Annotated in this window: 11 protein-coding genes; 7 read left to right on the top strand and 4 right to left on the bottom strand. The window is 48.3% G+C overall.

What is annotated here, in order from left to right:
• Positions 1–3: 3 nt before the first annotated feature.
• From DESAL_RS10310 to DESAL_RS10295, 4 genes are all read left to right on the top strand, one after another.
• The gene (locus DESAL_RS10310) at positions 4–1,086 is read left to right on the top strand and encodes a FecCD family ABC transporter permease (protein WP_015851931.1); all 1,083 of its coding nucleotides are present in this window, start codon (positions 4–6) and stop codon (positions 1,084–1,086) included.
• 2 nt (positions 1,087–1,088) lie between these two features.
• Positions 1,089–1,883, top strand: a complete 795-nt coding sequence (locus tag DESAL_RS10305) for an ABC transporter ATP-binding protein (RefSeq protein WP_015851930.1) — start codon at positions 1,089–1,091, stop codon at positions 1,881–1,883.
• Positions 1,884–2,397: 514 nt separating this feature from the next.
• The gene (locus DESAL_RS10300) at positions 2,398–3,951 is read left to right on the top strand and encodes an alkaline phosphatase (RefSeq protein WP_015851929.1); all 1,554 of its coding nucleotides are present in this window, start codon (positions 2,398–2,400) and stop codon (positions 3,949–3,951) included.
• A 197-nt stretch (positions 3,952–4,148) separates the two neighbouring features.
• A complete protein-coding gene (locus tag DESAL_RS10295; protein ID WP_015851928.1) occupies positions 4,149–5,279 on the top strand; it encodes a YibE/F family protein in 1,131 nt (376 codons plus the stop codon).
• A gap of 55 nt (positions 5,280–5,334) precedes the next feature.
• Here DESAL_RS10295 and DESAL_RS10290 read toward each other — a convergent pair whose 3' ends face one another.
• On the bottom strand, positions 5,335–6,651 hold the full coding sequence (locus DESAL_RS10290; protein WP_015851927.1) for a peptidoglycan DD-metalloendopeptidase family protein: 1,317 nt from the start codon (positions 6,649–6,651) through the stop codon (positions 5,335–5,337).
• A gap of 284 nt (positions 6,652–6,935) precedes the next feature.
• Between DESAL_RS10290 and hysB the strand changes: the two genes are divergently transcribed.
• The 3 genes from hysB to hysD all read left to right on the top strand — a co-directional run bounded on the left by hysB (position 6,936) and on the right by hysD (position 10,142).
• Entirely contained in the window at positions 6,936–7,883 is a 948-nt protein-coding gene (hysB, locus tag DESAL_RS10285; protein ID WP_015851926.1) for a NiFeSe hydrogenase small subunit, read from the top strand.
• A gap of 23 nt (positions 7,884–7,906) precedes the next feature.
• Positions 7,907–9,445 (top strand): NiFeSe hydrogenase large subunit HysA, encoded by a 1,539-nt coding sequence (hysA, locus tag DESAL_RS10280; RefSeq protein ID WP_081434589.1) that lies wholly within the window; start codon positions 7,907–7,909, stop codon positions 9,443–9,445.
• A gap of 223 nt (positions 9,446–9,668) precedes the next feature.
• Positions 9,669–10,142: a NiFeSe hydrogenase maturation protease gene (gene hysD, locus DESAL_RS10275; RefSeq protein WP_015851924.1), complete on the top strand. Its 474-nt coding sequence runs from the start codon at positions 9,669–9,671 to the stop codon at positions 10,140–10,142.
• Between the two features lie 22 nt (positions 10,143–10,164).
• Here hysD and DESAL_RS10270 read toward each other — a convergent pair whose 3' ends face one another.
• From DESAL_RS10270 to sucD, 3 genes are all read right to left on the bottom strand, one after another.
• Positions 10,165–10,902 carry a 4Fe-4S double cluster binding domain-containing protein gene (locus DESAL_RS10270; RefSeq protein WP_015851923.1) on the bottom strand — a complete coding sequence of 246 codons (738 nt, stop codon included), beginning with the start codon at positions 10,900–10,902 and terminating at the stop codon, positions 10,165–10,167.
• Positions 10,903–11,009: 107 nt separating this feature from the next.
• Positions 11,010–12,101 (bottom strand): glycosyltransferase, encoded by a 1,092-nt coding sequence (locus DESAL_RS10265; RefSeq protein ID WP_015851922.1) that lies wholly within the window; start codon positions 12,099–12,101, stop codon positions 11,010–11,012.
• Positions 12,094–14,190: a succinate--CoA ligase subunit alpha gene (gene sucD / locus DESAL_RS10260; RefSeq protein ID WP_015851921.1), complete on the bottom strand. Its 2,097-nt coding sequence runs from the start codon at positions 14,188–14,190 to the stop codon at positions 12,094–12,096. Before sucD ends, DESAL_RS10265 begins: the two co-directional genes overlap by 8 nt.
• Positions 14,191–14,236 lie beyond the last annotated feature (46 nt).

Genomic DNA, 14,236 nt, shown 5'->3' with positions numbered 1-14,236 from the left:
GCTATGGCAAGTTCATATTCAGCAGTTGCAGACAGCGGGGAGGTTTCTCCCGCTGTCTGCGATTTTAAAGAAGGAAGCAAGGGGCTGATTGTCGGTGGGCTGTTCATTTGTTTGCTGTTGACGATTGCCGGTTCCGCTGTAGTCGGCCCGTTTGGGCTAAAGTTGACAAATGTACTGGATGTTCTCGCTGCTCACCTTCTTCCTGGTGGTGATGTTTCCGCAATAAGCAGGCTGCATAATACCGTTGTGTGGGATATTCGAATGCCCCGTATCCTGCTGGCTACAGGCGTAGGTGCGGCTTTGGCTATTTCTGGGGGAGTGTTTCAGGGGTGTTTTAAAAACCCATTAGTGGAACCTTATATTTTGGGGGCATCATCGGGTGCAGCGTTCGGTGCTGCGTTAGCAATTGTGTTGCCTACCTTTTTGTTCTCCTTGCAGCTTTCGGCTTTTGTTTTTTCATTGGTAGCTGTTTTCGGAGCTTATGGCTTGGCCCGTGTGCGTGGAGAGACTCCAATCGTAACACTGATTCTGGCCGGGGTGATTGTCGGGGCGTTGTTTTCAGCTATGCTTTCAATTCTGAAGTACCTCGCGGCAGATGCTGCTCTGCGTGAGATTGTTTTCTGGCTTATGGGCGGTTTTTACTACGCTGTCTGGAAAGATGTTGAATTGGTTCTGCCGGTGGTGCTTGCGATAACATTCCTGCTGCTGACAATGAGCTGGAAGCTGAATATAATTTCCATGGGTGACGAAGAAGCCCGCACACTGGGGATTAATCCCGAATTCTATAAATCAATTTTCATCCTGTTGGCTACTCTCATGACTGCACTTTCTGTTTCCGTAGTCGGAATTATTGCCTGGGTAGGTCTTATGATGCCCCATGCAGCAAGAATGATTATCGGGCCTGACCACAGGTTCATGCTGCCTGCAGCGGCTATTATGGGCAGCATGTATCTTGTCTTTTGCGATACACTGTCCCGCAACCTCACTACGTCTGAAATTCCGGTTGGGATTGTCGCTTCAATACTCGGTGCACCATATCTGATCTATTTACTGAGAAGTAAAGGCAAGTCTGCCTTCGGAGGATAAGTATGCTGAAAGTGGAAAATTTGTCTTTTGAATATGATAATGGTTACAGGGTGTTGGATAGCATCAATTTTGAAGTTGCAAAAGGCGAGATTTGCGGCCTTTTTGGGCCGAACGGATGCGGCAAAACAACGCTATTCAAATGCTGTCTGAAGTTTCTGAAAAGCAGCTCCGGAAATATCCATATCAATGGTCGTGATATTGGTCGCGAATCCATACGTTCAATGGCTAAGATGGTTTCCTATGTGCCACAGGAGCATAAACCTCCATTTCCATATCTGGTCAAGGATGTTGTTCTTATGGGACGTACTCCGCATATTTCCGGTTTCTTTGGCGTTTCAAAAGATCACAAGCTGAAAGCAATGGAAGCTATGGAGCTTATCGGGGTCAGCGAGCTTGCTGATGAGCCCTATAGCCGTCTCAGCGGAGGGCAGCGCCAAATGGTATTGATTGCGCGGGCTGTCGCGCAGGAAACTCCGTTGCTTTTCCTTGATGAGCCAACATCTGCATTAGACTTCAGCAATCAATTGAAAATTATGAATATACTTAGGCAGATTGCTGATAATGGAACAACCATTGTTGCTTGCACACATGATCCGAACCATGTGCTCTGGTTTTGCGACAATGTGGTCGTCCTTGGAAAGCAGCGTCTTGTAAGCAAGGGTAGGCCTTCTGAAATATTTTGTGACAGCATTCTTGATGAAATTTATGAAGATGTTTGCAGGGTTCGCGAAGTTGATTCCACCAGAATGGTGTTGCCTCGGCATGTTTGCAAATCTGATGAGCATATGAATAATTAGTCTTTCAAATATGAACTAATTTGGTTCGTATTTGAATTTTAGGCTGACGTTTATGGTGTGAAACTTTCGAAATGAGACAGATTTGGCTCATTTGACGATGAAATTGACGTTAATAAGAAAATAATTCTAATTTTAGTTAATTTTTTCAACACGAAATAGAAATGAAATTTCAGTTTGTTACAGTTGTGTTACGATCTTTTCTCGTTATTGAGTCACAAAACCCCTATTGACAATAACTTTAATAACTCTAAAGTGGTTCAAATTTCTCATAAAAAAGCAGAAATTTTGTGTTGTTGCTGTGGGTTTTGAAGGGCTCCTTTTTGGGAGTCGGAGGATCATTAAAATGCGGGCTGATCCTGCCTGAACTTCGCAATTACCTATATGCAATGTTGAATTGTGACCTTCGTTGATTTGCGGCGTGGAGTGATGCTGTGAATTTTTACGAGGGGAGCATTGCAGCTTCGTGCTGTTTTTTCAGCATGAAGCATAACTCTAAACGGTAAGGAATGTGAAAATGTTTAGAAGGATTGTTCGCCCGTTGGTTCTGGCGGTCTGTCTGGCAATGGTTGCGGCTACCGCATTTGCAGGTGCGCCCAAGTACGTGTTTTACTTCATCGGTGATGGTCTTGGACCCACCCAGCGGATGGCAGCAGAACTGTACAACAAAATGGAAAAGAATGACGCTGAAGCTAAGCTGATCATGAACACTTTTCCTCAGTCTGCACTGGTTACCACTTATTCTGACAACACCCTGATCACCGACTCCGCAGCAGGCGGTACCGCGCTGGCATGTGGTTTCAAAACCACAAACGGCTACATCGGTAAACTTCCCGATGGTTCCAACATCAAGTCCATCGCTGAAGCTGCTAAGGAAAACGGCTACGCTGTAGGTATCGTTACCTCCACCCGTCTTACCCACGCTACTCCTGCTTCTTTCTCTGCTCACAACCCCGATCGTAACGCAGCAAACGAAATTGCTATCGATCAGGCCAAATCCGGCTTTGATTTCTTCGCTGGTGGCGGCTACCGCCATTTCGTTGCAAAGGACAATGCTGAAGGTCTGAAGTCCAAGCGTAAAGACGATGTAGACGTAGTTAAGATGTTTGCAGACAAAGGCTATAAGACTTTCGTTGGTGATTCCACCCGCGATGCTTTCCGTGCTTACAAGCCTAAAAAAGGCGAAAAGGTTTTCGCAGCTCTGACCTACAGCCACCTTCCTTACGAAGTTGAGCGCCGTAACAGCAAGATGACCGAAAACAAACTGCCTGCTCTCTACGAACTGACCGAGAAGGCTGTTCAGTCTCTCTCCGCTCAGGACAAGCCTTTCTTCCTGATGGTTGAAGGCGGACGTATTGACCACGCTGCTCACGCTCACGATGCAAAGTCCACTATCATGGACACCATCGCTATGGATGAAGCAGTTAAAGTTGCATACGACTTCTACCTGAAGCACCCTGAAGAAACCCTTATCGTAACAGCTGCCGACCACGAAACCGGTGGTGTTGCTCTGGGTATCTCCATGGACTCCAAGGGTTACTTCCTCAACCTCAAAGAACTCGAAAAAGTTCAGGTTTCCGCTGAAGATAACCTCGACAGATACTACAACAAGCTCTGTGCGAAAGAGTCTGATCTCAAAAAGCGTCACGCTGCTTTCATCGCATACGTTGAAAAAGAGTGGGGCCTGACTGATCGCACTCCTGCTGAAGACAAAATCCTTGCTGATGCAATGGTTGTTCAGGACAAAAACCAGCACCTGCCTGCGGACAAGCAGACCAACTACGGTTATGCTTACACCCCGACTATGGTTGCTGTTACCGACCTGATTTCTCAGCGTGCACGCATGTTCTGGACCTCTTTCGTTCACACCGGAACATTCATTCCCGCAACCTCCATCGGTGTAGGTGCCGAGAAGTTCAACGGCTTCATCGATAACACCGATATCCCCAATCGTATGGCTGAAGTCATGGAAGTTAAGCTTTCTGACGTCAAGCACACCGATTCCAAGGCTCTGCTGGGTAAAACCTACGGTCCTCAGGAAAAATACGCTAAGATTCCTTACAACAAGTAATTATATTAGTTGAAAGAATCTGTTTTGATAAGGTCCCCGCTTGGGCGGGGGCCTCAGACAGCTGATAAAGCACCATCTGCGGCGTCACTGCAAAAAAGGCTGAAACTCACGTATGTCTGTATACGCATCGTTCCAGTCTTTTTTTAGTTTCTTGCATCTGGCACTTTCTCAGCTGTCTGCTTATTAATGAGGTGTCCATGAAAAGGTTTATATCTCCGATATTTTTTGTCCTGATGATTGTCGGAATTATCGGACTTCTGAAATATGAGCACGCTGGTCCTGATCCGTACTCGGGCATGCATGAGTTGCGCGCCACTGTTACCGGTGTGGATAACTCCGCACTGGTGGAAATGGGAACGGCCCGTATCGGCGGGCAGCACGTAACCGCGATCTTAATGGAAGGTGAGGTTAAAGGTCAGACTGTCATCGGCGTCAACCAGTTAACCGGGCAGCCGGAAATGGACGAAATCTTCCATCCCGGCGATACCATACTTATGGCTGTGCGCATCAATGACGGAAAAGCCGTGGAAGCGCGTGCTGTTAACCAGTATCGGCAGGGTTGGGAACTGGCCCTGTTCGGTCTGTTTGTGGTTATTCTGCTGATTTATGCCCGTTCAATCGGACTCAAAGCCCTGTTCAGCTTTATCACCAGTTTTTACATCATCTGGAAATTTTTCATACCCGGCTTGCTCGGCGGCGGCAGTCCGATCCTGTTGACTGTAGTTACTCTTACGTTGCTCACTGTAGTGATCATCACATGTGTTGCGGGATTCTCGCGGGTTACTGTGGTGGCTATTTTGGGAACTCTAAGCGGCTTGTTGCTGGCTTTGGGGCTGACTCTCTTCTTTGGGGCGAAACTCAAGATGGCGGGCATGACAGCGCCGTTTGCGACCATGCTTATTTTTTCCGGTCACTACACACTGGATCTGCTTGATATCTTTTATGCTTCGGTCATTTTGGGTGCTTCAGGTGCAGCTATGGATATTGCAATGGATGTAGCCGCTTCCATGAATGAAGTTTTGGATAAGAAGCCCGATATTACCCGCAATGAATTAATCAAGTCCGGATTCAACGTTGGTCGTATGGTTACCGGAACAATGACTACCACGTTACTGCTGGCATATTCCGGCGGTTACCTGACCATGCTAATGCTTTTTGTCACCAAGGGAACATCTTTTACCCGTATGCTTAACTTTAAGCTGGTGGCGGCGGAGATTTTTCGAACTTTGGTAGGGAGTGTCGGCTTGGTGCTGGTTGCACCGATCACGGCAATACTAGCAGGTTTTATCTTGTGCGGATTTAAGGAAATCAAAAAAGCATCCAATTAAAAAAGTCCCGGACAATTTCTGTCCGGGACTTTCTTTTTTCAATAGCCTTAGTTTTTTATTTCAATTTGCTGGTGATATTGTTTTTGATCCAGCGTCCATCCCACCATTCGACAGGATTAACCGGGATACCGGCGCATATGACACCGTAGTGCAGGTGGTCTCCTCCAGCCATGCCTGTGGCTCCGGTTTTACCGATAATCTGGCCTCTCTCAACCATATCTCCGGGTTCTACATTAATCTGGCTCAGGTGAGAGTAGAGGCTCTGCAAACCGAGGCCGTGATCAATGATGACTGCATTGCCGTAGATGCCGAAGTCTGATTCAGCAAGCACAACCCGTCCGTTGTTTGCAGCCGGAATCGGAGCCTGACGGGTGCTGGCAAGGTCAATTCCCAGATGGGTCTGCTTATCGATGACTTTACCTGAATAGTAGTAGCTGCGTTTGTCGCCGAATCCTGCACGGGTTGCAGCATTGGGCAGTCTCTTAAAACTACCTTCGAAAAGGAAGGTCGGGGAGGTTTCTTTAGCAACACGATGGAGTTCGGCACGGTTTTTCTTGCGCAGTTCGCGGTTTACCTTCAGGAAAAGCTGCACCTGACTGGGCAGACCGGGATAATCTCCCTCAAACTGCGGCATTTTAGTGTTCAGGAAACGGTCGGAAATGTTGATACGGTCATGACGGTAGGTTTTACCGTTGGCATGGTACCAGAATGAACCTTTGCGTACATTGCCTGCCGCATCTTCCGCAATAAGCACCGGATTAAAATCTTTTTTGTCGGTGTAGTAGGGCATTGCAAAAAGGCAGGCATAAGTTCCATCCGGCTGCTTATAGCCCGGAAAGAAATCATCGTTAACCTGAACACCGGTTTTGGACGGAGTTTCATCAACATTGTAGATCAGCAGTCCACAGCCGCCCTGATTAAAATTGTGGGTTGTGGTCTGAACGGTAATTTTAGGCGCGATGGTATCAAGGGTGTAGTTGCCTCGTGCAATTACAGCATTACCGCTGCCGAATCCGGCAAGGGAGGTATCAACAGCCCAAACTGCCAGTTCAAACGGTCCTTCCTTAATCTGTTTTTTCTTAATCAGAATGTCTTCATTGTAATCGAAGCTTCCTTTGGGAAGATTCTTTTCAGTGAGAGTCAGCTTTTTCTCTCCTTGAGAAAGTACGATCTTAACCGCCTTAAGTCCGGATTGTGTGTCGCTGATATTTACGTTGATAGGGGTCTCATAGGTGACGAATCCGTTCGCCGGAGTCAAAGCTGCCTGGGGTGCTGTAGTATCCTTGTAGAGCAGGTAAGCCCCTGTGCCAATTACAGCAGCTAGAATCATCAGTAGGAGAATCTGTCCGATACGACTTTTTTTCTTAGCCATTACATATCCTTAAATTGTTGAATCGTTTTCGTCGTACATCGTTTGTACTCGCACCCACATTAAACATAAACGGGCGTAAGGTTCAACATGCTTCATTGTAAAAAAAGAATATGTCTATACGTGGTATTTGTTTTATCTATACATGTGTCAATTTTGTATCGGATATTGTTGACGAAAAATGCTGGAGTGTGTATTTGGTTTTGAAAAATATCGTCGCCGTGGCGGTTTTTTTTACTTAGTAAGGACAGTGCCTTACTACGCCGGCAACCACCAAGGAGGTAGGGATGAGTTTGACCAGGCGAGATTTCGTGAAAATGTGCACAGGAACTGTGGCTGGATTTGGGATTTCCCAGATGTTCAACCCCAGTGTTGTGCACGCGCTGAAAAAGTTTGTACCGAACGTTTTCTGGCTGCAGGGACAGGGCTGCACCGGTTGTTCAGTATCCATTCTTAACTCAGTGCACCCCTCTATCGCAGAGGTTCTTCTTGATGTAATTAACCTTGATTACCATCCGACTATCATGGGTTCCGAAGGCCACGAAGCCTGGGATTACATGATGAGTCAGGCTGAAGCTAATAAGGGCAAGTACATCGTTATTGTTGAAGGTTCCGTTCCCACAGCTGAGAACGGCCACTACTGTATCGTTGGTGCAGGAGCAGACCACAAAGAATACACCATGACTGAAGCCACTCTCGAAATGGCTAAAAATGCTGCCGTGGTTGTAAACGTTGGTACCTGTGCTGCATACGGCGGTATCCCCGCTGCTGAAGGAAACCTTACCGGCTCCATGTCTGTAACCAATTTCCTCGCAGAAAACGGCGTGAAGACTCCCGTTGTTAACATTCCGGGTTGTCCTCCCCATCCTGACTGGATGGTAGGCACCCTCGTTGTCGCTATCAATGCCATTGAAGCAAAAGGACTGCAGGGCGGTCTGGCTGAAGTTGTCAAGATTCTTGATGATAACGGTCGTCCTACACCTTTCTTCGGTGAAAACATCCATGACAACTGCCCCTATCTTGAGGCGTTCGACAACGATGAATATGCTGAAATCTTCACCGATCCTGTTAAATGCCGTTACGAGCTGGGCTGTAAAGGCCCCAGCGCCAACTCCGATTGCTTCAAACGCAAATGGAATGGCGGCGTTAACTGGTGTGTTGAAAACTCAGTATGTATTGGCTGTGTAGAACCGGGATTCCCGGATGAAATGTCCCCCTTCTACGAAGCCGGTTAACCGGAAAAGGAGTATTATTCCTTATGTCTTCAAAATCTCATGCACCCGCCGGTAAAGACGGGAAAATTAAGATTGCCATTGATCCGGTAACCCGTATCGAAGGTCACCTTAAGGCTGAGGTCGTAGTTAAAGACGGTAAAGTAACCGACGCATGGCTCTCCGGCGGCATGTACCGTGGTTTCGAGAACATCCTTATTGGACGTGATCCCCGCGATGCAGCTCAGCTGACCCAGCGTCTGTGCGGTGTTTGCCCCACAGCTCACTCTACTGCTTCTACCCGCGCTCTTGATGATGCTTTTGGCGTTAAGCTGACCACTAACGGTCGCGTAACCAAAAACCTCATTTTCGGTGCTAACTACCTGCAGTCTCACATTCTGCATTTCTATCATCTTGCAGCTCTGGACTTCGTACGCGGTCCCGGCAAAGCTCCCTTTGTCCCCCGCTTCGAACATCCTGACCTGCGTCTCGATGAAAAAACCAACAAGGTAGCTGTTGACCAGTACGTTAAGGCTCTTGAAATCCGCCGTATTTGCCATGAAATGGTAGCTCTTTTCGGTGGTAAAATGCCTCACGTTTCCGGTCAGGTCGTTGGTGGTGCAACTGAAATTCCGACCAAAGAAAAGCTCGCTGAATACGCAAGCCGCTTCAAGCAGGTTCAGAAATTCATTGAAGAAACCTACGTACCCACCGTTTACCTTATCGGTTCCGTTTACAAAGATCTGTTCAAGATCGGTGGCGGTTACAAAAACGCAATGGCTTACGGCGTATTCCCCATGGATGATGCTGAGTCCGAATTCCTGCTCAAGCCCGGTGTTTACATCGATGGTAAAGATGCTGGTTTCGATCAGAAACTCATCAAGGAATACACCAAGTACGCATGGTACACTGATGAGTGTTCCGACCTGCATCCGAGCAAAGGTAAAACCATTCCGGATGTACACAAGAAGGACGCTTACAGCTTCTGTAAGGCTTCCCGCTACAACGGCAAAGCTGTTGAAGTTGGTCCCCTTGCACGTATGTGGGTTCATAACCCCGAGCTCAGCCCCATGGGTAAAAAACAGCTCAAGGATCTCTTCGGCATTGAAGCCAAGATGTTCCGCGATCTGGGCGAAGACATGGCATTCTCCCTCATGGGCCGCCACGTTGCACGCGCAGAAGAAGCTTACATGGTTGCAAACGCAATCCAGGATGCATGGCTCAAAGAAGTTCAGCCCGGCGAAGAAACCTACGTCAAGACTGAAATTCCTGAGTCCGCAGAAGGTCTCGGTCTTACCGAAGCACCCCGCGGTTCCTTGCTGCACTACATCAACATCAAGGATTCCAAGACTGCGAACTACCAGATGATCCCCGCGACCCTCTGGAACAGCACCCCTCGTGATGACAAAGGTCATCGCGGTACCATCGAGGAAGCTCTCGTAGGTACTCCGGTTCCTGATCCGAAGAACCCTGTTGACATCTCAAGGATCATTCGATCCTTTGACCCGTGACTGGGTTGTGCCGTGCACGTGCTGCACGCAGAGACCGGTGAAGAACATGTTGTTCACGTAGGCGAAGGTTGCTAACGTAACGACGTTTCACTGTATATAAACTCCCGGGCTCAGTATAACTGGGGCCGGGAGTTTCTTTTTCATACGGGTAAATTTGTACGTATGAAGATTTTGAGGTGGAGTTTCCAGTTGTTTTATTTCAAACTATCACGGAATCAAAAGGGGCTTATTCTCTTTGGCCACCTGAGGCGAAATCTTTCGTCAAAAGCGCGAAAGCGCATCATCTAAGGATTTCATAATGAAGAAACTGTTGGTACTTGGGATTGGTAACATCCTCCTCGGCGATGAGGGCGTCGGGGTGCATGCTGTAGAAGAACTGAAGAAAGAAGAATGGCCCGAATATGTCCACTTGGTGGACGGCGGAACATTCACCCACGATATTTTTCATATTCTGGAAGGCTACGACGGCCTGCTAGTGCTCGATATCGTCCATGGCGGAAAGGACGGCGGCACAGTCTACTATCTTGAGGAAAAAGATATTATCGACAACGAGAAGCAGCGTCTGTCCTTGCACGACATTGATCTGGTCGATTCCCTGAATATGGCCGGAGCAATTGGCAAGCGTCCGGAAATGCGCATCTTAGGCATGGAGCCTGAGAACTATACTGACTGGTCCATGGAAATGACCGATACCTGCAAAGCGGTATTTCCCGGTTATGTTGAGCGGGCCCGTCAGGAGATCAAGCGCTTTATTGAGGAGTTCGATCAGTAGGGCGGTTGGATTGGATTTAGTTTTATGGATTTTGTTGAACGGCAGTTCCTTGGTGGGGCTGTCGTTTTTTCTTCCCCCAAGGACAACTAGCCACACAAACCCCACAAATATACGGCATCAAATTCCCATATCCCGATACCTTATTCAAATGATCCACACAGGCAGATAAGCTAACAGCTTCATTGCGGGATGAATAATGCAGCTCGGTATTGACGTTTTTAATTGCTCCGGCAGGGCAAGCGTCGGTGCATTTGGTGCACTTTCCGCAACGGTTTTTGATCGGTTCGTCTGCTGCAATATTCAAGTCTGTGAGGATCGTTACTAGCCGAATGCGCGGTCCGTATTGCGGAGTAACCAGTAATAATGATTTGCCTTGCCAGCCTAATCCGGCATTAATTGCTACTGCTTTGTGCGAGATATATGAAACGAACCGCTCTTCGCAAAGGATCTGGCTGGCCGGAATGGGTAGTGCTTTTCCGCCGTTGCTTTGGATAAAGCTGCTTACACGGCAGGCTATGTTGTCGAGCAGGGCGTTTACGCGCTGGTAGTGTTGCGAATATATTTCAGTGGGAGTGTCGACTATAGTATCGATGATTCCGTCAGCAAGCTGTACGGCAATTGAAATCGCTCGCGGGAAATTGTTCAGTAGATCGTCCGGGCGGGTTTCCATGCCTGCCATGCGGGTTGTGTCCGCTACTGCAATCAGGTCCGCGCCCCACTGTTCGGCATTTGCAAAAAGCTGTTCTTTCAGGTCGGTCATTATTCACTCCAGATCAATAATTCTTGCTACATCTGAACACAATTAACAGTGTCAGAGCAATCTTAATTGATATAGAATGAAATTGACATTAACCTAAAAAGGTTGAGCTATTCCTCCACAACCTTAACCAACTTTTGCAAAACCAACGGCGTATTAAAATTGTCCAAGACTCTCTGGCGTCCGGCAGCACCCATCTTCTTTCTTAGTTCTTCATCAAGAATCATTTTTTCAAGTGCACCAGCCAGCTCCTTGGTATTTCCTACCGGAACAAGAATTCCAGTTTCACTGTCTGCAACAACTTCAGGATTGGAGCTGATGTTAAAACCCGCGACAGGTTTCTCCAAAGTCATTGCTTCCACGAGGGCATAACCGAATCCTTCCCATAAAGATGGTAAGCAAAAAATGTCCTGCGAAGCGTGGAAACTTTTCATGTCTTTGATGAAACCGAGGAAAGAAACTTTGTCACTTACGTCCAATTCTGTGGCGTAATCTTTTAATTCCTGTTCCATTTCGCCTTTTCCGGCGATGAGTATTTTGAACTTCAGGCCCTTTTCTTTGAGGATTTTTGCGCACTCGATGAGATGTTTCTGACCTTTTTGGGCGGTTAAACGTGCTGCATTTCCGATTACGACCTCTCCGTTCTCTGGAGTGTAGAGCGGCGAAAAATTCTGTTTATCAAACTCAGCAACGTCGAAGCCGTTGTAAATCTGGCGAATTTTGCTTTCATCTATTAGCGCGGAGTTGTTGGCTAGAACGGTCCGTTTAGTCTCAAGGGAATTGACAATTAGGCGGTCAACAACGTTTTTGAATATGTAACGATTGAGGATTGAGTTCTTAACCGGAACAGCGATTCCTCTGCGGTAGATTACGCGGTTAACCCCGGCGCGCTTGGCGGCTATGCCTCCGCTTTTGAGGTCGGAGGGTAGGGCGGTGATCAGAGTCTGGATGTCGTTGGTCTTAAAAAAAGACTTCAAGCGGCCCATTAAAACGGGATTCAGGAAGGAAAGATTTCCGATTGGCTCGCTGTGAAGGGTGATACCCGGTTCGTTTTCAAGGCGGGCTTTGAGTTCTGATTTATGGTTGGTTACTACGAATACGTTGTAACCTTGATCCCGGAGGAGCAGGGAGAAGTGGTGGTTCCACTTTTCCCCGCCGCCCCAGGCTTTATTGCTATTGAAGAAGCATATGTTTTTATTCACTTAACTTAATTCCAAGTGCGTCTGCTGTCAGCTGTGGTATTGACTCAAGGCTGGGGCAGACTGTGAATCCTGCTGCGCGCATTTTTTCAAGCTTGCCCTGTACCCCGGTTCCTTCTTGAAGGATCGCACCTGCGTGGCCCAGACGTTTGCCCGGAGGTGCGGTCTGCCCAGCAATAAAGGAAAGTACGGGTTTGTCAAATCCTGTTTCAATTACGTAGTCTGCGAGATCCTGTTCCGCAGTACCGCCGATTTCACCTAGAACCATAACAGCCTTGGTTTCATCGTGGTTTCTGAGCATCTCGAAAACATCCGCAAAGGTGGTGCCGATGTATGAGTCACCGCCGATACCGATAGACAGGGATTGTCCGATGCCTACCTGATTGAGGCGGTCAGCCACTTCGTAAGTCAGGGTGCCGGAACGCGAAAGGACCGCAACCGGACCGGGAGAGAACGGAGTGGTGGGCAGAATACCGATCTTGGTCTGTCCGGGCACGATCATACCGGGGGTGTTGGGACCTACAATACGGGTTTTGCCGCCTTTGATCTGTTCCAGCACGTTGAGCATGGCAGACTGGACAATGCCTTCGGTTATGCAGACTACCCACGGAACTTCGCAGGAGGCCGCTTCCAAAATGGCGTCAGTTGCCAGCTTAGGCGGTACGAAAATGATACTGGCCCCGATTTCGTGGTGGCGTTGTGCTTCCTTGATTGAGTTGTATACCGGAACTCCAAGCACTTCCTGACCGCCCTTGAACGGGGTTACTCCGGCAACAATGTTGGAGCCGTATTCAAGCATAAGCTTGGTATGCAGACGGCCCTCAGCTCCGGTGATTCCCTGTACTAGAATGGGAGTGTCTTTGTCGATACCGAAGGTGTGCGGCGATTTATAGCCGATGTCCTTGGGACGTGAATCCGGCATTGCTGCGATTGGTTCCGGGAATTCTATTTTAGGCGGATCAGCGGGCTTTAGTTTATTCAGCAGGTCGAGGGCTTCCTGCATGTTTCTGGCCCGGTGCAGTTTGTCGCCTTTAACCTGCTTGAGCACTTCAAGGCCTTCTTCTGCACTGTTACCGGACATACGCACCACGATGGGCTTTTCCGGTTCCTTGCCGCCCAGAGCCGCTACGAGGGCCTTGGCAACCAGCTCACAGGAAAGGATACCGCCGAAGAGGTTAATCAGGATTGCTTTGACCTGATCATCATCAAAGAGCAGCCGCAGGGCTGTTTCAATGCGTTTCTGGTCCGCAGCACCCCCAAGGTCGAGGAAGTTTGCTGCCGGAAGGTCAGAGAAGTTCAAAGCGTCCATAGAGGCCATAGCAAGACCTGCACCGTTAGCGATCAGACCTACCCAGCCCTTAAGCGATACAAAACTCATTCCGGCATCACGGGCGATGTTTTCCACTGGAGTTGAATGCTCCGGCTGATAGAATTTTTCAAAAGCGGGGTTGAGGTCGACGATGTTGTCGTCCATTTCGATTTTACCATCGAGGGCGAGCAGTTTGCCGTATCCGGTCAGGGCCAGCGGGTTGATTTCAGCCAGCAGCAGACCGTAATCGATCATGGTGTTGTAAAGATTTTTAACGATGTTGCTGAAATCGACAAAAAGTTCTTTAGCGATGCCGATATGGAAAAAGGCAGCACGAATCTGGTTGGGCTGTAATCCTCCGGGAAGGCTGATTTCCTGAATGAGCAGGTTTTCAGGGCCCATGTTTTCGATTTCCACTCCGCCTTCACGTCCAACTGTCATGATGACCTTGCGGCGCTGGCGGGAAAGAGTCAGCGAAAGATAAAATTCCTTACGAATGTCTACAGCAGGCTCGGCCCGCAGGAAGGGGACCTTGTTGCCTTTGATTTCCATTCCGAGGATTTGGCGGGCGGTTTTTTCGTATTCGTCCCGCGAATCAACTTTCTGGATACCACCGGCCTTGCCTCGACCACCTACAGGAACCTGAGCTTTCAGAATCCACGGCAGGGGAAAGTATGGTTCCAGTCCGGGCAAATCTTTTTCAGTGATTTTCACCCCGGTGGGTACGGGAAGTCCGGCGGCCTCTTTGAGCAGTACTTTACTTAAATGTTCGTTGAGCAGCATACTCCCTCCAGTATGTCTGATGTAGGTTCAGTTAAATTGAGCAGGT

It is taken from the genome of Maridesulfovibrio salexigens DSM 2638, assembly GCF_000023445.1.
Lineage (GTDB): Bacteria > Desulfobacterota > Desulfovibrionia > Desulfovibrionales > Desulfovibrionaceae > Maridesulfovibrio > Maridesulfovibrio salexigens.
The sequence above is the reverse complement of the archived record's forward strand: the minus strand, read 5'-3'. Positions and strand labels throughout refer to the sequence as shown.